This is a genomic window from Natronosalvus amylolyticus, assembly GCF_024298845.1.
Lineage (GTDB): Archaea > Halobacteriota > Halobacteria > Halobacteriales > Natrialbaceae > Natronosalvus > Natronosalvus amylolyticus.
This window is the reverse complement of sequence record NZ_CP101156.1, coordinates 2148501-2167330: the sequence shown is the minus strand read 5'-3', so window position 1 is coordinate 2167330 and position 18830 is coordinate 2148501. Positions and strand designations below refer to the sequence as shown.

The 18830-nt window shown below is 60.5% G+C and carries 21 protein-coding genes and 1 tRNA gene; 14 read left to right on the top strand and 8 right to left on the bottom strand.

Features of this window, described 5'->3' with window-relative positions; translation table 11 throughout:
* Positions 1-113 precede the first annotated feature (113 nt).
* Positions 114-203, top strand: a tRNA-OTHER gene (locus NLK60_RS10305).
* Positions 204-685: 482 nt separating this feature from the next.
* Positions 686-1459: a hypothetical protein gene (locus tag NLK60_RS10300; RefSeq protein ID WP_254807705.1), complete on the top strand. Its 774-nt coding sequence runs from the start codon at positions 686-688 to the stop codon at positions 1457-1459.
* A gap of 251 nt (positions 1460-1710) precedes the next feature.
* On the opposite strand, the gene NLK60_RS10295 is transcribed toward NLK60_RS10300, so the two are convergent.
* Positions 1711-1941, bottom strand: a complete 231-nt coding sequence (locus tag NLK60_RS10295) for a DUF7561 family protein (RefSeq protein WP_254807704.1) — start codon at positions 1939-1941, stop codon at positions 1711-1713.
* Positions 1942-2102: 161 nt separating this feature from the next.
* Between NLK60_RS10295 and NLK60_RS10290 the strand changes: the two genes are divergently transcribed.
* Positions 2103-3074, top strand: a complete 972-nt coding sequence (locus tag NLK60_RS10290; protein ID WP_254810467.1) for a YkgJ family cysteine cluster protein — start codon at positions 2103-2105, stop codon at positions 3072-3074.
* A 75-nt stretch (positions 3075-3149) separates the two neighbouring features.
* On the opposite strand, the gene NLK60_RS10285 is transcribed toward NLK60_RS10290, so the two are convergent.
* Positions 3150-3323 carry a DUF5786 family protein gene (locus NLK60_RS10285; RefSeq protein WP_254807703.1) on the bottom strand — a complete coding sequence of 58 codons (174 nt, stop codon included), beginning with the start codon at positions 3321-3323 and terminating at the stop codon, positions 3150-3152.
* Between the two features lie 110 nt (positions 3324-3433).
* Here NLK60_RS10285 and NLK60_RS10280 point away from each other — a divergent pair, with 110 nt between their 5' ends.
* Both NLK60_RS10280 and NLK60_RS10275 read left to right on the top strand, forming a co-directional pair.
* The gene (locus tag NLK60_RS10280) at positions 3434-4447 is read left to right on the top strand and encodes a DUF5784 family protein (protein ID WP_254807702.1); all 1014 of its coding nucleotides are present in this window, start codon (positions 3434-3436) and stop codon (positions 4445-4447) included.
* A gap of 420 nt (positions 4448-4867) precedes the next feature.
* Positions 4868-5767: a cupredoxin domain-containing protein gene (locus NLK60_RS10275; protein WP_254807701.1), complete on the top strand. Its 900-nt coding sequence runs from the start codon at positions 4868-4870 to the stop codon at positions 5765-5767.
* 101 nt (positions 5768-5868) lie between these two features.
* Here the strand turns inward: NLK60_RS10275 and NLK60_RS10270 are convergent, their stop codons facing one another.
* Positions 5869-6156, bottom strand: coding sequence for a DUF5789 family protein (locus NLK60_RS10270; protein WP_254810466.1), 288 nt, complete (start codon positions 6154-6156; stop codon positions 5869-5871).
* A 150-nt stretch (positions 6157-6306) separates the two neighbouring features.
* On the opposite strand from NLK60_RS10270, the gene NLK60_RS10265 reads away from it, so the two are divergent.
* Both NLK60_RS10265 and NLK60_RS10260 read left to right on the top strand, forming a co-directional pair.
* Positions 6307-7086 carry a PHP domain-containing protein gene (locus NLK60_RS10265; protein WP_254807700.1) on the top strand — a complete coding sequence of 260 codons (780 nt, stop codon included), beginning with the start codon at positions 6307-6309 and terminating at the stop codon, positions 7084-7086.
* A gap of 98 nt (positions 7087-7184) precedes the next feature.
* A complete protein-coding gene (locus NLK60_RS10260; protein ID WP_252701266.1) occupies positions 7185-7349 on the top strand; it encodes a DUF6757 family protein in 165 nt (54 codons plus the stop codon).
* A 9-nt stretch (positions 7350-7358) separates the two neighbouring features.
* Here the strand turns inward: NLK60_RS10260 and NLK60_RS10255 are convergent, their stop codons facing one another.
* The gene (locus NLK60_RS10255; protein ID WP_254807699.1) at positions 7359-7682 is read right to left on the bottom strand and encodes a 4Fe-4S dicluster domain-containing protein; all 324 of its coding nucleotides are present in this window, start codon (positions 7680-7682) and stop codon (positions 7359-7361) included.
* 145 nt (positions 7683-7827) lie between these two features.
* On the opposite strand from NLK60_RS10255, the gene NLK60_RS10250 reads away from it, so the two are divergent.
* On the top strand, positions 7828-9423 hold the full coding sequence (locus tag NLK60_RS10250) for an HTTM domain-containing protein (protein WP_254807698.1): 1596 nt from the start codon (positions 7828-7830) through the stop codon (positions 9421-9423).
* 11 nt (positions 9424-9434) lie between these two features.
* On the opposite strand, the gene NLK60_RS10245 is transcribed toward NLK60_RS10250, so the two are convergent.
* Positions 9435-9989: a hypothetical protein gene (locus NLK60_RS10245; RefSeq protein WP_254807697.1), complete on the bottom strand. Its 555-nt coding sequence runs from the start codon at positions 9987-9989 to the stop codon at positions 9435-9437.
* A gap of 175 nt (positions 9990-10164) precedes the next feature.
* A complete protein-coding gene (locus NLK60_RS10240; RefSeq protein ID WP_425499044.1) occupies positions 10165-10932 on the bottom strand; it encodes a hypothetical protein in 768 nt (255 codons plus the stop codon).
* Positions 10933-10966: 34 nt separating this feature from the next.
* Between NLK60_RS10240 and NLK60_RS10235 the strand changes: the two genes are divergently transcribed.
* The 5 genes from NLK60_RS10235 to NLK60_RS10215 all read left to right on the top strand — a co-directional run bounded on the left by NLK60_RS10235 (position 10967) and on the right by NLK60_RS10215 (position 15820).
* Entirely contained in the window at positions 10967-11536 is a 570-nt protein-coding gene (locus NLK60_RS10235; protein ID WP_254807696.1) for a KH domain-containing protein, read from the top strand.
* 206 nt (positions 11537-11742) lie between these two features.
* Positions 11743-12540 (top strand): hypothetical protein, encoded by a 798-nt coding sequence (locus tag NLK60_RS10230; RefSeq protein ID WP_254807695.1) that lies wholly within the window; start codon positions 11743-11745, stop codon positions 12538-12540.
* Positions 12541-12734: 194 nt separating this feature from the next.
* Positions 12735-14402 carry a thermosome subunit alpha gene (thsA, locus tag NLK60_RS10225; RefSeq protein ID WP_254810464.1) on the top strand — a complete coding sequence of 556 codons (1668 nt, stop codon included), beginning with the start codon at positions 12735-12737 and terminating at the stop codon, positions 14400-14402.
* A 78-nt stretch (positions 14403-14480) separates the two neighbouring features.
* Complete coding sequence (locus tag NLK60_RS10220) at positions 14481-14732, top strand: hypothetical protein (protein WP_254807694.1); 252 nt, start codon at positions 14481-14483, stop codon at positions 14730-14732.
* Positions 14733-14821: 89 nt separating this feature from the next.
* Positions 14822-15820 (top strand): ornithine cyclodeaminase family protein, encoded by a 999-nt coding sequence (locus NLK60_RS10215; protein ID WP_254807693.1) that lies wholly within the window; start codon positions 14822-14824, stop codon positions 15818-15820.
* Positions 15821-16039: 219 nt separating this feature from the next.
* On the opposite strand, the gene eif1A is transcribed toward NLK60_RS10215, so the two are convergent.
* The gene (gene eif1A / locus NLK60_RS10210; RefSeq protein WP_254807692.1) at positions 16040-16327 is read right to left on the bottom strand and encodes a translation initiation factor eIF-1A; all 288 of its coding nucleotides are present in this window, start codon (positions 16325-16327) and stop codon (positions 16040-16042) included.
* Between the two features lie 128 nt (positions 16328-16455).
* Between eif1A and NLK60_RS10205 the strand changes: the two genes are divergently transcribed.
* The gene (locus NLK60_RS10205; protein WP_254807691.1) at positions 16456-16635 is read left to right on the top strand and encodes a DUF7470 family protein; all 180 of its coding nucleotides are present in this window, start codon (positions 16456-16458) and stop codon (positions 16633-16635) included.
* A 145-nt stretch (positions 16636-16780) separates the two neighbouring features.
* Here the strand turns inward: NLK60_RS10205 and NLK60_RS10200 are convergent, their stop codons facing one another.
* On the bottom strand, positions 16781-18760 hold the full coding sequence (locus NLK60_RS10200; RefSeq protein ID WP_254807690.1) for a DUF460 domain-containing protein: 1980 nt from the start codon (positions 18758-18760) through the stop codon (positions 16781-16783).
* Positions 18761-18830 lie beyond the last annotated feature (70 nt).

Here is an 18830-nt window from a genome sequence, read left to right as displayed (position 1 = left end):
TAAAGGCTCCGGACTCGGGTCGGTGAGACGCGATAACCTCACTCGAGAAGGTGGCGCGTACTCGAGGGTAGGCGGAGTGTTACAATTGGCCAGCGCGAATTCCGAGTGGGCACGGAAGGGTCGCTCAGCGGTAGAGTACCGTCGTGTCCGTGTGACACGCGGTGGCTTTCCGGCCTCGTGGCGTTCGAATCCCACCCCTTCCGCTTTTCGGATGTTGCCCTCGTGAACTATAGGGGTTAGCGTCGATTCTCATACTTTTCGGTGTGGCAGATCACAGATACGTTGTATCCGGTGTGATGAATATAGAGTGTGAACTCAGCACTCGGCCACCGTTGATTTCACATCGATACTAGTAAATCATTACACTGTAGCTGCGTGAACACACCGGTGGACAGTCTATCAGTTACAATACTGTTCGCGCTGCCGTCCAAGATACAGGGTGCAAATGTGGTATAGGCTGAGACTTGATGCGCAAAAAACTACAACCAATGACCGGTTTTTCCAAGAACAACTCGATACCGCATCAAATCGGCTTCTGAGGCTACATTCAAGTCGACATCGTCGCTAACGTTGCTCGTTCTTTGAGACAGGAATAGTTCACCGTACTTGGAAAAATCTGCGTGCATCCAGTAATAAACAAAAAAGAATTATTTATATATGTACATATGTTTAGCATAGATACCGCATGCGTTCGAAACTTCGCCGACGGCAGTGGCTTGCACTCTGTACCAGCGCGTCTCTAGCAAGTATTGCAGGTTGTACGGGAGGTGACGACGGAGACACCGACGACGATGAGAACAGTGGCCGTTCAGGGGACGAACAGTCTGACGGAGACAGCGACGACGATGAGAACAGTAGCCATACTGGGGACGACCAGGCTGTCGGAGACAACGACGTAGATCCAATCGAACTGGACATCGATCCGTCCGAAGGATGGGCAACGAAACACGCGGACGTAGCCGTCCCTGACAATCGAGGGGAAGCCATCCTCAGCATCGGCGGTGAGACGTACGAACTGTCTGTGTCTGGATTCGGCGGCGAAATTCAACCACCCGGCGACCCGGCCGCACCACCGACGTTCTTCGAACTCAGCATTGCAATGATTGGCGACGAGTTGTCCATACAACCGCTCCGTCGGCGACTCGGGATACAACGGGAAAGACAGACCTACCGGGTGTTCGAGCAGATGGCACTCGTCGATCCGAACGCGACCCCCCTCGGCGAGGTACGGTACGGCCTACTTGCAGACGGTAGCCACAGTGAGAGTAGTGGACTCGGTCTGACGACGCACATGGACGAATCGTTCGTCCGCGTCGACCGGTCGGGAGTAGTTACAGCACGAGGTGAATTCGTCACAGACGACCGCGGCAAAGACGCAGGGTATTCACTCGATGGCCCTTTTGAGTTGGGAGCCCGATTGCAGGACGGATGGAACGCCGATCTCGACGGCGGCGAGTGACCGTTCGGATCGAGTAGTTGTATGTTCGAAATTGTCGCCGCAAACGTATGCTACTTTCCGGATTTTAATTGAAGCGACATTTGACATAGTTCGATTAGATCGATACCCATTCGGTAACTGCCTATCTTCCACTAACCGATCACAGCAGTCTTAAATTGACCGGGCAATCGTGCAACACTCGCGCCCTGTATTCATCACCACATTTCTGTAAAACTCTAGGCACGATTGAAGCAAAACTATGGCTTGCCCTGCTAATCCCTATAGTTCTCTCCGTTGTCCAGTTCCTCGAGGTCCGCGGCAGTCGGATTCTCCGGCAGGGCCTCGATACATGGATAACAAAGCAGATGACTCGAGCCGTCCTCGAACTCGAGGGTCATCGCGGAGCCGTCGCTTCCGTCGCGGTCGCCGAACGTCCAGAGGTTGGCGATGCCGCCGGCGATCGAGACCGGTCGACCACAGCCGTCGCAGGTGCTTCGGCCCATACGGTACCGTTAGCAAGCGAGGCGGGTAAGTGTTGTACTCCCTTCTGGAACTGTCGAGACGGTCAGGGGAATCTGCTGGCTGTCTGAGTGCGTTCGACTGTTTGGAGGAAGTCACCGATGTCGGCCGCGGATTGATACCGATTGACGACGAAGCATCTGGTATGCGGGTGTCCTGTCAGGGCTGTGCCGGCTGTTGTATCGACTGGCGACCGTTGCTCGAGGGCACTTCTCAATCCGACACCGGCGACGCACACGACGAGACGACGCACAAACGGGAGCCCAGACGACGCGCGGCGCTCGATGACGTGTACAATCTCGTCCCGCTCAGTCGCGACGACGTCCGCGAGATGCTCGAGGCCGGGTACGGCGACGTGCTCGTGCCGCGACTCTGGGCGGCCGACTCGAGTGACGATTCGGTGAGTATCGACGGCTACGAACTCGCTGCTATCGGCGGCCGGCCGGTGTTTTTCGTCGGCCTCGCCAAACCGCCGAAGCCGGTAGCCCCGTTCGATCGCGCAGAGCCAGCGTGGCTCCCGAGTTGTGTCTTCCTCGATCCGACGACGCTGCAGTGTCGCATCCACGGTAAAGACCACTATCCCGAAGAATGTGCGGAGTACCCTGCTCACAACGTCGCCCTCGAGCACGAAACCGAGTGTGAGCGCGTCGAGTCGGCGTTTGGGGGGACACGTCTGCTTCGGGATGACGATGACTCGAGCGACGAAACGCCCTCGAGCGAGCCCAAATCGGGGGTTGATACACCGTTCCAGACGGTCGAGGTCGACGAGGGTGCCGTCGATGGCCTCTTACTGGGCCCGCAAGCTATTGGGCAGAAACTGTTCGTTCACCCGGGGCCCGACGAACTCGAGGGACGTATCGAACGCCTCGCTGCGGGCGAACCGACGGTCGAGGATCGGGCGACGTTCGTCGCCGTCGCGGCGGGGTCGGCTCCCGGCACGGTCGCGCTCTCAGAGCCACACCGCGAACGCGCCTACGAGTCGGTGCTGGCGGCTGACTCCTGGGCCGGAAAGGCAATCGACGAGTGGGGTCGGGTCGCGGCGGACGAGCCACCTGACCCGGCGCTGGCAGCCGCCCTCGAGAATGCACGCGGTGCACCGGAAACCTTCGGCTGGTAAGGGTGCGGTTTGCTCGCACGCAAAATGCACGCGACGCTCTCGGTCCGTTACTGGCTACCGAAAACCGTCGATACGCTAGTTGGATTTGATCTCACGGAACGTATCGAGCAGTGCGTCGGTCGAATCGCCCGAGTCGTACTCTATCTTTCCGTGGTGGATCGTTCGCTCGTCGTCGAAGTCAGCGTCGACTTTGGAGGCCTGTCGTTCGCGGCGCTCGTGTTCGTCTTCGTCATAGGCACCCATTGACATGGTAAGTACACACATCGTAGGCAGTTGTCGCTTATGAATGTAACGGTCGTTCACATTCTACGGTCCGAAAGAAAGGAACACGTATCACTGCTCGGGGCGTACTGGTACTCGTGGCACGGCCGCTTCGCTTTCGATACTCGCCCCAGTCCTGGAGCGAGCAACGGGTCAGACAGGAGATTTTCAAACCGCTCGATAGTAACCTCGGCGCTCGAGACGCCGGTCCATGGTACGCCATCGGCGGTTCGTGGGACACGCACCGCTTCGAAATGGCAAACGGTGACCTCGCGCTGTTCGCCCGCTCGGGCAACGAAGCCTACTGGATGGGCAACACCGAAACGCCGTCCTCGCTGTGGCGAACCGACAAGGTCGACTGGGAAACGGTTCCCTACCAGGTCTCGCGCTGGGCCCAGCGCGAACTGCTTGCGACGCTGCACGAGCGCGACCCGTGGCTCGCGGACTATCCGTACATCTCGTGGTTTTTCCTCCCGGTTTTCATGTCCAAAGATGGCCGCGAGTCCACCCGTGCGTTCTTCCGCGAACACGCAGCTGGATTCCCCGATGCGAGCCGTCGGGAGACGACCCGGTTCATCGAGAACATCCTTCAGACCGGTGCGCTGGACGACTACCGACACGTGATGGCGGGCAAGCTCGGGACGAGTTCCCACGTCGATCGCGTTCGGATGAGTGCAGCGATGGCGGAGTTCATCGCGGCCAAAATCCTGGTCGACGCCGACTACGAAATCACGCCAGAAATCGAGGTAGCGACGGGACACTCCCTCGACTACCGAGCCGTCGATCCGACCGCGAATACGAACGTCCTCGTCGAAGTTACCCGCCCGCAGCCGCCGGCAAACCGTGCGGCTGCTGGCCCGGTTGCGGCCGTCAGAGACACGGCCGAGACCAAAACGAGCGGGCAACTCGCCAACCACGGCGGTGGTGCGACGCTCTTCGTCGACTGCTCGAGTTTCCCCGACGACGCGTGGGCGATGGTTCGAGGCGAACAGCCCGACGTCAGACATCGCCCTGCTGTGGTCTATCGGACGCGGCCGAACGGGCACGTCGAGGGGTACCGAAAGGGATCGGTGCCGCTGGCGCTCGAGGACGTTATTTCGTTCGTCGGGTAGTACCCTCCCAAACCGGCACCTGTTGGTGAAACCGAACTGCACCGCATGACTTCACCCACAGGTGCCGGTTTGGGAAGCCACTAGTACTCCGTCAAGCGTCGACGTGTGGGCCGAACCTGACAACCGCTATCGGTTCGGGCCACACGTTCAGGCTTGACGAACCACTAGTTCGTTTTCACGAGCGTGTTCCCGCGCACATGGTTCACCCACTTTGCATGGAGGGCGAACCCGGAACAGTCGGCGGGTTCGGTCGTTTTCTCGATGCCTGACGGAGTCGGTGGAGACTCGAGCGGTGTCTATGGGGGACGGCGCGAGGATTTGGGTGTCCGCTGGTGACAACTGCGATGACAGTCGTGACTGTCCAGATGTTTGTTGTATGATAGCTTTATGCTCTGTTCCGTCGCCGGGACTGGCGGAGACATGCACACCAACGAGAGCGGCGCAACCAGCGGGACAGTTCGATTCGATCGACGGTCGGTCGTACAGGCTATAGGCGCAGGCGCGGTGCTTGCCACGCTCGGCACCGGCTCGGTACTGGCGGGTGACGACGAGGAGCGTGACGAAACAGACGGCACCGACGAATCGGAAAACGACTCGTGGGTCGATCGGTCGGGTGACGACGTCCATCCAGTATTCGGATTTTCGGCGTTGACCGGAGACGTCGAATTCCCGGTCGAACCCGATCATACGGTCGACGCATACATCGCACCTCGTGACGACCGCGAGATTCCGGAGTTTTACTTCGAACCGACGGGACTCGCCCTCGAGCCCGGGGAGACAGTGCAGTTTCAACTCGTCACGCCACACCACAGCGTGACGGCGTTTCACCCGGCACTCGGCATCCAACAACGGGTTCCCGACGGTGTCCCGCCGTTTTCCTCGCCGGTCCTGCCGGTCGGCGCGTCCTGGCTGTACACGTTCGAGGAACCGGGCGTGTACGACGTACACTGTGGCCCCCACGAACTGTTTGGACACGTTGCCAGACTCGTCGTCGGAGAGGCGAGCGGGCCGGGTGCCGAGCCGATTCCCGAAATGGCGAACGGACACGGGAACAGCAACGACGAGAACGGGAATAACGGGGGCGGCAACGATGAGAACGGGAATAACGGGGACGGCAACCACGAGAATGGAAACGATGAAAACGGGGCTGACGAAGACGAATCAGGGGAGGCCGAAAATGGCCCACCGGAACCCCGGCCACCGGTCGGTGCGGCGGTGACCGTGCTGAACGACCCTGCTCTCGAGCCGGACCGAATCCTCGAGGAGGGACAGGTGTCCTGGGACGAGATCGACGACGCGAACAAAGCGATCGAACTTTGACATCCACCCACGACTCAAGTCGTGGACTTTCTCCTTGACTTTCTGTAATATCCCAACCACGGTCGGGATTCCCGCGTCTTCAGGCGCGGGAGGATGTCAATTTAGAACGACATCGGCTCGGGTGCATACGGGCTCCCGAGCGGTGTCGGATCGCGATCGGAGTAGCCGACGCGGCCGACCGCCTTGTTACTCACCGCAGAGTAGACGGCCATTCGGGCGTCGTCCGCGGATTCGAACGTCTCGCTCTCGAGACGGCCGAGTACGTCTGCGATACGTTCGGAGCCGTTTGGCAGTTCGAGACGCTCTTCGCCGTAGGCCTCGATCAGTTCCGCCGTCGTCGCAGGGTACTGGTGGGCATCGATCCGCTCGCCGGTTCGGTTACGCAACATCACACCCAAACCAACCTGAACGATAATTATAAACATTGTCCATAAACAACCTACGAGGCGTCCCAATACCTTCGAGTCCTTATATGCCATTGTACAACACTCCTCGTTCTCGGTCACAATCGCTTTAGGAGCCCACAAACACCCTCGAGTATGCCGTACGCAGATTTGCACGTCCACACGACGCGCTCGGATGGCTCGCTCGCGCTTTCGGACGTGCCCGCCGTGGCCCGCCGTGCCGACGTTTCGGTCGTCGCGATCACCGACCACGACCGAATCCAGCCCTTCGATGGTCCATTGATCGAACGCGAGGGAGTGACCATCGTCCACGGTATCGAACTTCGGGTGGAAACCGAGACCGGTCAGCGAATCGACCTGCTCGGCTACGGCGTCCAGGCGACGGACGCACTCACGGCGGAAGTCGAACGCATTCAGCGAAACCGAATCGAGCGCGGGCGAGCCATCGTCGAAAACGTCGAATCCCGCCTCGAGATCGACCTGAATCTCGACGTCGAAACCGGATTCGGGCGACCACACGTCGCGCGCGCCATCGATGCCCATCCCGACACCGAGTACGACTACGAGGGAGCGTTCGATCACCTCATCGGCAACGACGGCCCGTGTTTCGTCCCCAGAGACGTGTGTCCGTTCGACGCAGGTCGCGAAATCCTCTCGGAGGCCTGTTCGGTCGTCTCGCTCGCCCACCCGCTCCGGTATCCCGATCCGGAACACGCCCTCGAGTTGACGGAAAAACTGGACGCTGTCGAACGCGAGTACGCCTACGGCGGCCCCGTCGACCTGACGCCCGTCGACCGCGCCATCGAGCGTCACGACCTGCTGGTCACCGGCGGCAGCGACGCCCACGACGACCGTCTCGGTCTCGCTGGTCTCTCTCGAAACGCCTATGACGCACTCGAGTTGCCATCGCCGTAATCGGGAAACCTCGAGTGAACGGACAACGAGTTTCGATTTTGGGTACCTCGAGTGTCGAGAACGCAGGGTTCAATGCAACTGACTACGTAGGGACGAACATGAACTGTCACTACTGCGACCAGGAGGCGGCGTTTGCCGCCGAATCTGACGGTCTCAGGGTCGGGCTCTGTGAGGAGCACTTCCGCGAGCGGTTGCAGGAACTCGCCGAGGCGGATGGCCTCGAGACGCTCAAAGAGCAGGTCAACGTCGACCGTGCGGAATAAGGGTCTTTTTCAGGCTGTTCGACCTGCGTCTACGTCGATTGCATCGACGGGACAGACGTCGACACACAGCATGCAGTCGATACACTGGGCCTCTTTCGTCGGTTCGGCTTTGCGCTCGCTTTCGGGGTGGCCGGGCGTGTCGACCCAGCTAAAGACGTCGACTGGGCAGTCCTCGAGACAGGCACCGTCGGCGATGCAGATGTCGTAGTCGACGGCAACGTGCGTGCCACGGATGCCCAGTTGCTCGGGTTCGTCGATCGGTCCCCAGACGGCAACACCGTTTTCCTCTCCGACTTTCTCTCGATTCTCGTTGAACTGCGGGTCTATGGCCATTGCTAGCAGACCCGTTGTCCGATGGATACTTAAGTATATCCCTCAGTTTCCCCTCGAGTGTCGACGCAGGGGGTGGGTTCTCTCTCGAGTCCGTGCTGGCTAGGACCACAAGAGATATACCAGCCGGTTTACACTCTGCAAGCAGATGCAGCGTGACGTTCGCTCGACGCTCTCGGCACTCGGGGCTCGAGCACGGGGCAACCTCGAGCGCTCGATAGGGATCGATACCCGGACCCTGGCAGTGTTTCGTGTCTTCGTCGGCGTACTGATCGTCGCCGACGTGCTCGCTCGCTCGCGAAACTTCTGGTATTTTTACACCGACGAGGGCGTCGTTCCTCGCTCGCACGCGATGGCCGTTACCTCGGATACCGCGTTCTCGTTCTACCACATTTCAACGGACCCGACCGTTATTGCGGGCCTTATGGTAGTGCAGGTACTGATCGCGATCCAGTTGATCGTCGGCTACCGGACCCGTATCGCGATGATCCTTTCGTTCCTGTTCGTGATCTCACTCGATTATCACAATCCCTTCATCACCAGTTACGCCGACGTTCTGTTTCGACTGCTCCTGTTCTGGGCGATCTTCTTGCCACTCGGTGAGCGTTGGTCGATAGATGCCGTTCATCGCGAACGCCGGCCGCGGGCAGCTATCGCGAGCATTGCTTCGGGGGCTATCCTGTTTCAGATGGTCTATATGTACTTCTTCAATGGCTATCACAAACTCCAGTCCGACGTCTGGGGCACCGGCGAGGCGGCCCCGCTGGTCCTCGGCCTCGACGATATGACGTTTTTCCTGGCTCCCGTCGTTCGACAGTTCCCGACGCTGCTCGGGATCGGTGGTCTCGTCTGGTTCGCCATCCTCGTCATCTCGCCGTTACTGATTATTCTCGTCGGGCGAAAGCGGATGGCACTCATCAGCATCTTCGCTATTGGCCACCTCTCGTTCGCTATCACCGTCCGTATCGGCGCGTTCGCCTACGTCGCGCTGGCGGGCTTGCTGTTGTTTTTGCAGGCGGAGTTCTGGGAGGATTCGAAGGCCGTTGCAGAGTATCTCGGCCTGGACTTGGAAGGGGTTTCACGACGAGCGGACAGACTCGAGGCGGTCGCGCGGTCGGTCCCCGACGTGCGGATCACCGACGAGAGCTACGTCCAGATGCGCAAACAGCTCTACTCGCTCTCGATTGCGGTTATCGTGCTCACCGTGCTTCTCTTTTCGGTCGGCCCGTATCTCCCGGCGGGCGCCCTGGTCGATAGCGATTCGCCGCACAAACAACAGATCGAGCAGACGGCGAACGATTACATGATCGACCAGCCGGACTGGACGGTGTTCGCGCCGAACCCACGGACCACGGATCGGTACTACGTGTTCGTCGCTCAGACCGAAGAAGGTGAACTGCTCGATGTCTATAACGACCGGCCATTGACGTTCGACCGGCCCGACGAGCCACTGCAAACGCAGTATGGGACCTATCGGGAACGGTTCTACATGAACAGCGTCCGGCGGGCGAGTTCGAGCAGTAATACGCCGACGTTGCTCGCCCATCATCTCTGTCAGACCTACGAGGACGAACACGGAATCACGATCACGAACATCGATATGTACGTGGTCACCGAGGACGTGACCATGGAGACGATGGACGACTTCGAGAACCGTGAACGAAACTCGAGGTTCCTGCACTCACACAGCTGTGACGGGGGCGAACCGGAACGGGTCCCACTTCCCGAGGGAATGCGGCCCTGACCGAGTGCCGATTAGTTTTCCTGTTCAACTCTGAGTAGCAACGCGATCACGTTGCCGTCGTGCTCGAGACAGGGGACTGTGTGGCTACGTGTTGCGTCACTCGCCGCTCTCGCCCCACGAACGTAAGCCTCGGGGACGCCGTCCGTGACGCCGGTGTCGTCCTCGAAAACCGACCGATAGGCGGTTGCTGCCTGCTCCCCCTCGTCTGTTTCCGGCCCGGTGGTCGCTGCTATCGCTTCCGCACCGGGTTCGGCACCGTCGTACCAGGTTTCGGGCGGGTTGTCCTCGAGATAGGCGAACGCCTCTCGAAAGAGGGTGACGTCGTCGAATCGCTCGTCGTCCATCGAGAGACAGTCGGTGTCGTCTCCGTCGTCCGGATCGACCCAGTATAACACAACGTCGAGATACTCGGTACCGCCTTCGGTGGTACTCATTGCGTCATCAGTCCCATCGTCCGTTTTGGCTCCGTCATCGGTTTCCTCCGTATCAGGGTCTCCCTCGAGGCACCCCGCAGCGACTGTCTGGAGAGCGAGACCGCTAGCCAGGAGGACTGCTCGACGTTTCATACTATCGACACATTGTTTGGTGTGAATAAGTTTTCTGGTGGCACTACTGGGAGAGATTCCAACGCGAGAGCAGTCTCCGTGAATCGCCTCGGGGCATTCTCCTTGCACTGCTGTAAACCTCTCTGTAGACGGGCGACGCACGAGTCATCCGACCCGGAGGTGTGTACGGCTTCGATCACTCGAGGTCGAGACCGACCGTTCGCCACCGCTCGAGGAGATAGTAGCTAGCGAGCAGCGGCTGAAAAACGGGGACGAAGAGACTCGCGAAGGCCAGACCGAGGTAGATTCCCGGGTTCGGTCGCCATCGTCGCCCCTTCCCTGTGACGTAGGCTGCGTCTTGATAGAGCGCGATTGGGAACGCACCCAACGCGACTGCGCCAGCCAACCCTGCGGCCGTGATGAGGAGGGTCGGGAGTTGGTACACGACGGCGATAATCACGGCAAAGAGACCAAAGAGTGTGGTTCCGAGCGACACGGCGACGACGAGCCACCAGTGTGGCCAGCCGGCTGGAGTCCCGTGAACTCGGTGTCGTCTCGAGAGGTAGACGACTCCGGCCAGAGGTGCCAGAAGCACCGCGAGAGCGAGGTATACGCCGGGATTCGGCTCCCACGTACCGCCCTTACGCTGGGTTCGAATATCGGCGTACAACGCGACAGCGAGCCCGAGGGTCAACAGTGTGTAGCCAAAGGAGGCCACGAGAAAGAGCGCCTCCTGTAGACCCGGCACTCCCGGACCGAGTTCGCCGACCACGCCGATTGCGCCCACGCCGATCACCGGCGGGTACAGAAAACACAGTCGCTCGAGCAGGACTCGCCACTCGAACGTGGCTGTTTGCGATCTATTCGCCCCGTCCTGACCGGCCATCTCGCGTGACCGTTCAACTGGCGTGGCAAAACGTGTGGCGTTCTCGTCGTCTCCGCTGGCGCTCGAGCGCTCGGACAAAGGCCTTAACCTCCCGGAAGCGCTAGGCCAGGGTATGCAACACGTGAAGATTCCGCAGGATCGAATTGGCGTTCTTATCGGCGAAGGTGGTGAGACCATGCGTCGGATCGAATCTGAAGCCGAGGTGCGACTCGACATCGATTCCGAGAACGGCTCGGTCGCGATCGAAACCGTCGGCGACCCGGTTCGTGGCCTCAAAGGCCCAGAAATCGTCCGTGCGATCGGTCGCGGATTCGCCCCCGAGGACGCACTTCGACTGCTCGCCGACGATATGATGCTGTTCGATCTGGTCGACATCGGCGCCGCTTCTCGGAACAAAAACGACCTCCAGCGACAGAAGGGTCGACTCATCGGCGAGAACGGACGCACTCGAGAACTCATGGAGGAACTGTCCGGCGCGTCGGTCGTCATCTACGGGTCGACGCTCGGTATCATCGGCACACCACCAGAAGTCGATGCGGCCCGAACGGCTACCGAAATGCTGCTCGAGGGTGCACCACACGGGGCGGTTTACTCGTTCCTCGAGGAACGACACAACGAGATGAAACACCAGGGAATGCAGTATCACCGGTACCCTGGGGGAACGGCCGGCGAAGACGCCTGATCGTTCTTCTTGGAATGTCGTGACACTCGAGGGGTATCGGGTTGCCTCGAGTAATCTCATTGTGGTTTGGTTATCGTAGCCAGTGAACTGATTTACATACCTACCGCGACGCCATCATTCGATAGGATGTGTACTGACTTTCACTGGCTACTATAGCTGCTCTCCGGCGAGAGGTTTTATCTCATTGAAGCCATTACATCGACAGGATGGAGGGGTCGACCGGGGTCCGTTTCTGTGCTGTCGTTCTCCTCGTCGTGCTCGCGGGCTGTAGTGGCGCATTTGGCGACGGTGTCGAGCGGGAGAACTACGGCGTCGAGACACCCATCGAGCCTGAGCAGTCGGTCGAAACGGACGTGCCTGGATTGACCACAGAAGGGGTAACCGACTGGACGGCGCTGTGGTTCGCCCACGTCGAATACGTCGGCGGATCGGCCTACGAACTGACTCGAGAGACGACCTACGTCGATTCGAACGGGAGCGTGCTTTACAACGAGACCGTGCGAGTGACGGTGGCCAGTGATGGCACCGAGCGGATCGTCCAGCGAATCGAAACGCCCGTTCATCACAACGAGTCGAACGGGAACGAAACGACTCGAATGGACCAGCGGACGCGAGAACAGTGGCGAACCGATGAGCGGACAGCCGTTCGGGAAACCATCTCCAACGAATCGACCGTTCACACTGATCGGCTACTCACTGAAACGGGAACGCAACTCCCCGTCAACCCGAACACACTGTTCCCGGCGGTCGACGACGTGCAGACTGTTACGACTGATGGGTCGACGCAGTATCTGTTAACAGGCTCGGGGACCTTGCTCTCCTATCAGGAGGCGACGTTCTGGGTTCTTATCGCCGAGGAAGGCTACATTCAGGCGTTTCACCTCGAAGGAACGACGACCCACGACGGCGAGCAAGTCACGGTTACCGTCACGTCGACAGTAGAGGGCGTCGGTGAACCGATCGATCTCGAAGCGCCCGAGTGGGTCGAGTCCAGCGGGGACTGATACCCTCCATCGTCCGCTCTTCGCGGAACTCGCTTTCGAGCGAGTATCGTTTCCTCACCACTTTCGCATATATACTCTCGAGTGAGTGATTGGCGAATCGCCACCCTCGAGCGGTGTGTTTTCCGTTCACACACGCAAGAGCAAAACGTTTATATAGAATAGCAAACAATCAATCCATGACTATGGCACAACAGATGGGCAACCAGCCGCTTATTGTACTTTCCGACGACAGCCAGCGAACGTCCGGAAAGGACGCACAGTCGATGAACATCTCGGCCGGGAAGGCCGTCGCCGAAGCGGTCCGCACGACGCTCGGACCGAAAGGCATGGACAAGATGCTCGTCGACTCCACAGGTAACGTCGTCGTCACGAACGACGGTGTGACCCTCCTGACGGAGATGGAGATCGATCACCCAGCCGCGAACATGATCGTCGAAGTCTCCGAAACCCAGGAAGAGGAGGTCGGCGACGGGACCACGTCCGCCGTCGTCGTCGCCGGTGAACTGCTCAAACGCGCCGAGGAACTCCTCGAGCAGGACATTCACGCGACCACCCTCGCACAGGGATACCGACAGGCGTCGACCAAAGCCAACGAGGTCCTCGACGAGATCGCTATCGACGTCGACGCGAGCGACGAGGAAGTCCTCCAGCAGATCGCTGCCACGGCGATGACCGGCAAAGGTGCAGAGAACGCGAAAGATCTGCTCTCCTCGCTGGTCGTCCAGGCCGTTCAGACCGTCGCTGACGATGACGGCATCGACACGGACAACGTCAAAGTCGAGAAGGTCGTCGGTGGCTCCATCGACAACTCCGAACTCGTCGAAGGCGTCATCGTCGACAAAGAGCGCGTCAACGACAACATGCCGTACTTCGCCGAGGAGGCCAACATCGCGCTCATCGACGGCGCCCTCGAGATCAAAGAGACCGAAATCGACGCCGAAGTCAACGTCACCGATCCCGACCAGCTTCAGCAGTTCCTCGAGCAGGAAGAAGCCCAGCTCAAGGAAATGGTCGACAAACTCGCCGAGGTCGGTGCTGACGTCGTCTTCGTCGATGGCGGTATCGACGACATGGCCCAGCACTACCTCGCCGAGGAAGGCATCATCGCCGTCCGCCGTGTCAAATCCAGCGACATGAGCCGACTGGCTCGCTCGACGGGTGCCCGCGCGGTCAACACCGTCGACGACCTCACCGAGGACCACCTCGGCTTCGCTGGCAGCGTCGCCCAGAAAGACATTGCCGGCGACCAGCGCATCTTCGTCGAGGACGTCGAAGACGCCAAAGCCGTCACCCTCATCCTCCGCGGTGGCACCGAGCACGTCATCGACGAAGTCGACCGTGCCATCGAGGACTCGCTCGGCGTCGTTCGCACGACCATCGAAGACGGCCAGGTCGTCGCCGGTGGCGGCGCGCCGGAAGTCGAACTCTCGCTTGCCCTGCGTGACTACGCTGACTCCGTCGGAGGCCGCGAACAGCTCGCCATCGAGGCCTTTGCCGACGCTCTCGAGGTAATCCCACGCACGCTCGCCGAGAACGCTGGACTCGACCCCATCGACTCGCTGGTCGAACTCCGTAGCGCTCACGACGGCGGCGACGTCGCGGCCGGACTGGACGCCTACACCGGAGCAACCATCGACATGGGCGAGGAAGGCGTCTACGAGCCACGCCGCGTCAAAGGTCAGGCTATCGAGTCGGCCACCGAGGCCGCTGTCATGTTGCTCCGTATCGACGACGTGATCGCAGCTGGCGAACTCAAAGGCGGCGGCAGCGACGACGGCGACGACGAGGAAATGCCACCAGGCGGCGGTATGGGTGGCATGGGCGGCATGGGCGGCATGGGTGGTATGGGCGGCGCGATGTGAGATAGGTCACATCCACTCACGCTCGCCGTACCCCGGTCACATACCAATCAGATTTTTATTAAAGGACGTCACGCTATCGTGCAGAACGGTTCCGGAGACGCTTCTCCAGTCTGGAACCTCGGTACGGTCTACCTCGAGCAGGTCGGCCCACACCCCGAAACGACGCTCGGATTGCTCCGACGACGGTACTCCACCATTCGCGGCTATAACGACGATGCCCTCGAACAATTGCAGGCGGCACCGTCGCTCGAGGTCACGGACGTTACATACGACGTCCACGGCGCGAATCCGTTGCATCCGCTGACGCGGATTCGATGGCGAGTCAGATAGTCGATTTGACGGCTTCACTCGAGTGCTGGCGCCTGCGCGCCCGCCGGCGTTCAGTATGAACTAAGTACGGTCCCGCAAAATTCGCGTCTATGCAAACGCTCCTATTGGATAGCGAAGACGTAGACGAGAACGCCCTGATGGAGGACGTCATCTGGGCCGTCGAGGACGCCTTTGCCGCCTACGAGTACGGCAACGCCCAGATGCCGGCCAAATCGTATATCGATCTGCCACAGTACAACGGCGACTTTCGCTCGATGCCGGCGTACATGGACGCGGGCGAGTGGGACGCTGCCGGCCTGAAGTGGGTCAACGTCCACCCAGACAATCCCGGCGAGTACGAGCTACCGACCGTCATGGGAACGATGATCTACTCGGATCCGGAGACGGCGTTTCCGCTGGCCATCATGGACGGCACCGAACTCACGATGAAACGAACGGGGGCGGCCGCGGCCGTGGCCACCGACTATCTGGCCGTCGAGGACGCGACCAGTCTGGGTATCGTCGGTGCCGGCGTTCAGTCGTACACCCAACTCGACGCCATCGCCGCCGTGCGCCCCATCGAGGAGGTCGTCGTCAGCGACCTCGACGACGGACGAGTCCAGCGATTTATCGACGCCTACGGCGACGACTTCGACGTTCGCTCAGGATCGATCAGCGAGGCCGGTCACTGTGACGTCCTCTCGACGGTGACGCCAGTGACCGACCCCATCGTGGGCCTCGAGGATGTCGGCGAACACACTCACATCAACGCGATGGGGGCAGACGCCGAAGGCAAACACGAACTGACCGACGACCTGCTCAAGGCGGCCCGCATCGTCATCGACGACCACAAGCAGTGTACCCACTCGGGTGAGATCAACGTCCCGTACAACGCGGGCGTCCTCACGGACGAGGACATCTACGGCGAAATCGGTCAGATCGTCGTCGGCGACAAATCGGGCCGAGACGCGGATACCGGCGTCTCCGTCTTCGATTCGACCGGCCTCGCGATTCAGGATGTCGCGGCCGCCCACGTCGTCTACGAACAGGCCTCGAGTGCCGACAACGGTTCGCCGTTCGACCTGGTCGGCGTCCACGACGGGAACTGACCGGCGAGTCGGCGGCTCACACGAGAGGGAGTTCACTGCAGTGGTCCCCGGGTTCCGGGACGTTGCTCTGGTTCCAGGGAAATCGGTTTTGCTAAGGCTTCAGTAGCAAATAACTCAAATTATACTATCGTATGCTATCGATTCTGTATAAAAAACTATTGTGGGAATAGCAAGGCTCGAGGCAATCAAAACTGTCGATAGCCAAAAACGTCTCGACGGCTACTGAATGTGGCCTTCTCGACGGAGCTGGTCGGCTTCTGCCTTCTCGTAGCGCCAGGTGATGTCGGCCTTCTCGTCTTGCCAGTCCCAGGGCTCGACGAGGACGACGTCGTCCTCGCGGATCCAGATTCGCTTTTGCATCTTGCCGGGAATACGAGCGGTTCGTTCCTCGCCGTCGGCACATCTGACCGTGACCCGGTTTGCACCGAGCATGTTCGTGACGGTCGCGAAGACCTCGTCATCGTCGGGCATGCGAAGGTTCTTCCGACCACCCTCGTCGTCGCTCATATCTCGGCGTTGGCTCTCGGACGGGTTAAGCTTTTATTGCTGGCTTCGCGTCGGCGACCGATTTGCACACTGCCTCGAGTCACCTGACGACGAAACACCCTTAACCCTCTCGGCGAGACTGTCCGGATATGCGACCCAATCTCAGCCCCCTCGGTATCTTCGGTATCCTGCTCGTCGGTGCTGGTATCGCGTTGATCGCGTCCCAGAACGTACTTATCGCCGCCGGTCTCGCACTGCTGCTCGCAGGTGTGGCACTGGTCGTCAAATCGATTATCTCGGGAATGCTCTCGTCGTGGGGGATGATGTAAGCGGTCGAACTCTGTCTTCCACCATCTGAAGGGACTGTACGTGGCCTTGCGAGGACGAACTCGCCCGATACGGTTTGCTGTACTTTTTCGGGTGATTGCCCACTCGAGTGTGGCCTCCGGATCGAGGCGTGCCTCGAGTGTCGAACTAAGCCTCGTTGTCCCCGGCGCGATGCTCGCTGATGAGGCGGTCGACCATCTGGGCTTTCTGGTCGCGTTCTCGATCCTGGGCGCGCTCGCGCCAGTCGTCGATCACGGCTTCGACGTCGGCCTCTCGAGCGACGGCCAACTCGTCGACTTCCTGCATTGCTACGTCTTCGGCGGGGCCGACCGGGATGTCCCGGTCGAACAGGATCGACCTCGCGATATCCGACAGCCCGCCGTCTTTGAGGACCACCCGTGGCTCGAAACTCGCGAGGAGTTCGGCCGTCGAGCGTCCGGCCCCGCTGGCGTCACGCACGTAGACGACGTCGTCGGTCGCGATGCCGTAGGCCTCGTCAGCTTCCTGAATCGCCCCTCTGGTGAACTGTTCGACGACTTTGACGGGGACGAGTCCCGCCTGCTTCTCCGAGACGTCCGCAAAGTTCGAGTGGTCGAGTTTCCAGAGGGCTTTCATCCGCTCGACTTTCTGCTCGAGGCCCTCGATCGTGTCCCGTGCCTCGTCGCGTTCGTTTTCGAGGCGTTCGGCTTTGCGCTCGAGGCGGCTGACCTCTCGGTCTTTACGGACCTTTCGACGCTCTTCGCGCCGGGTCACGGCGAGTTCGGCCTCGAGGTCTTCGATCTCCTCGTCGCGGTCCTCGATTCGACCTTCGAGGGTGTCGACGTGGTCCTCGAGGCGCTCGACCTGTCGCTCGAGGTCCCGGATTCGTCGTTCTTCGGGGGTTAGCTCGCGTGGCTCGTGTTCGGTTTCGTCCTCGTCGGGTTCGTCGTCCTCGCTCAGGTCCTCGAGAACGGTTTCGACAGTTTCGCCGTCGGTGACGACGCGGGCGGTTACCTCCCCGCGGTCGATACCGGCAGGCAGTTTGCGGGCGATGCGCTCGAACTGGTCGGTGTGATCGTCGACAGCGTACAGCGCTGCCGCCAGGGCGTCTCGCTGGTGGTCGTCTTCGTAGGGAAACTCCCGGGTGCGGTGTTGTTTCTCGTCGATCGGGAGGTCACGCTCGGGTGTCCAACCGGCGGCGTCGAAACTTCGGCGGAACTTTTCGACGGTTTCGGGCATCGGCGTCACGTCGGCGGCGACGATGATCGGGCGACCACGCTCGACGATCCACTCGATCACGTCGGCGGTCGTCGACATTCGGGAACTCCAGACGTCGAGGACGTCGCCCTCGAGGCCCACGATGGCGACGGCGGTGGTCGTCCCCGGGTCGATGCCGACGACGACGTGATCGCGACGTTTGGCGAGCGGGCGAAACTCGATACCGTCGCGGCGCTCACGTTCGATCTCGACGCGGACGTCACCCGACCGCGATCGTGAAACGGGGATGTCAGCCGGTTGTGCCTCGACGGTGAAGACCGCGTTGGCAAAGCCGCCGTAGGCCTCTCGTACCTCGCGTTCGAACTCGAGATCGGCGTCTTCGAGCGCGCTTTCGACCTCTCGAGCGCGGCGTTTGACTGAACCGTGAATGCGTCGCGTAAACCGGTCGGCGCTCCACCCGCCTTTCCCGGTCGAACGGCCGCGCGAGACTTTGACTTCGGTGGTGTCGGTGAACGCAGAGACTTCGTGACCGACGTTGTGTGCGGCGAGTCTGGCGGCGGCTTCGGCCTCTTGCATCGGCTCTTTGCCGTAGGGGATGCCGTGTCGTTTGGCGACTCGAGAGAGCGTTTCGGGCTGTTCGTCGCCAGTCACCTGGACCAGTTTGGTGTTCGAGGGGAGCGAGCCCAGAAAGTGAATCAACTGGTCTTTGTCCGCGGCCAGTTCGTACATGTTGTCCGTCGCGATGATCGCCGGTTCGACGTCGGCGATCAGTCGCTGGAGCTTTCGATGGGAGACCACGTCTCGCTCGAGGTTCTCGTCATCGCCGTCGTAGACGACCAGGGCGTAGGAGGGGGCATCGCCACGAATGTCACCAGACTGGATGTCGACCCCGAAAACGACTGCATCGAGCGCACTCGTTCGCGTACTCACGCGAGAGGCTAGGGGATATCTGAATATAAATCCACGGCGGGATTTCACCGTGCTCGAGCGGCGTCACCGT

Bases quoted from the DNA above. Each gene is read 5' to 3' on its own strand.
- NLK60_RS10300 (WP_254807705.1), top strand. From the start codon at position 686: ATGCGTTCGAAACTTCGCCGACGGCAGTGGCTTGCACTCTGTACCAGC.
- NLK60_RS10295 (WP_254807704.1), bottom strand. From the start codon at position 1,941: ATGGGCCGAAGCACCTGCGACGGCTGTGGTCGACCGGTCTCGATCGCC.
- NLK60_RS10290 (WP_254810467.1), top strand. From the start codon at position 2,103: ATGCGGGTGTCCTGTCAGGGCTGTGCCGGCTGTTGTATCGACTGGCGA.
- NLK60_RS10285 (WP_254807703.1), bottom strand. From the start codon at position 3,323: ATGTCAATGGGTGCCTATGACGAAGACGAACACGAGCGCCGCGAACGA.
- NLK60_RS10275 (WP_254807701.1), top strand. From the start codon at position 4,868: ATGCACACCAACGAGAGCGGCGCAACCAGCGGGACAGTTCGATTCGAT.
- NLK60_RS10270 (WP_254810466.1), bottom strand. From the start codon at position 6,156: ATGTTGCGTAACCGAACCGGCGAGCGGATCGATGCCCACCAGTACCCT.
- NLK60_RS10265 (WP_254807700.1), top strand. From the start codon at position 6,307: ATGCCGTACGCAGATTTGCACGTCCACACGACGCGCTCGGATGGCTCG.
- NLK60_RS10260 (WP_252701266.1), top strand. From the start codon at position 7,185: ATGAACTGTCACTACTGCGACCAGGAGGCGGCGTTTGCCGCCGAATCT.
- NLK60_RS10255 (WP_254807699.1), bottom strand. From the start codon at position 7,682: ATGGCCATAGACCCGCAGTTCAACGAGAATCGAGAGAAAGTCGGAGAG.
- NLK60_RS10250 (WP_254807698.1), top strand. From the start codon at position 7,828: ATGCAGCGTGACGTTCGCTCGACGCTCTCGGCACTCGGGGCTCGAGCA.
- NLK60_RS10245 (WP_254807697.1), bottom strand. From the start codon at position 9,989: ATGAAACGTCGAGCAGTCCTCCTGGCTAGCGGTCTCGCTCTCCAGACA.
- NLK60_RS10235 (WP_254807696.1), top strand. From the start codon at position 10,967: ATGCAACACGTGAAGATTCCGCAGGATCGAATTGGCGTTCTTATCGGC.
- NLK60_RS10230 (WP_254807695.1), top strand. From the start codon at position 11,743: ATGGAGGGGTCGACCGGGGTCCGTTTCTGTGCTGTCGTTCTCCTCGTC.
- thsA (WP_254810464.1), top strand. From the start codon at position 12,735: ATGGGCAACCAGCCGCTTATTGTACTTTCCGACGACAGCCAGCGAACG.
- NLK60_RS10215 (WP_254807693.1), top strand. From the start codon at position 14,822: ATGCAAACGCTCCTATTGGATAGCGAAGACGTAGACGAGAACGCCCTG.
- eif1A (WP_254807692.1), bottom strand. From the start codon at position 16,327: ATGAGCGACGACGAGGGTGGTCGGAAGAACCTTCGCATGCCCGACGAT.
- NLK60_RS10205 (WP_254807691.1), top strand. From the start codon at position 16,456: ATGCGACCCAATCTCAGCCCCCTCGGTATCTTCGGTATCCTGCTCGTC.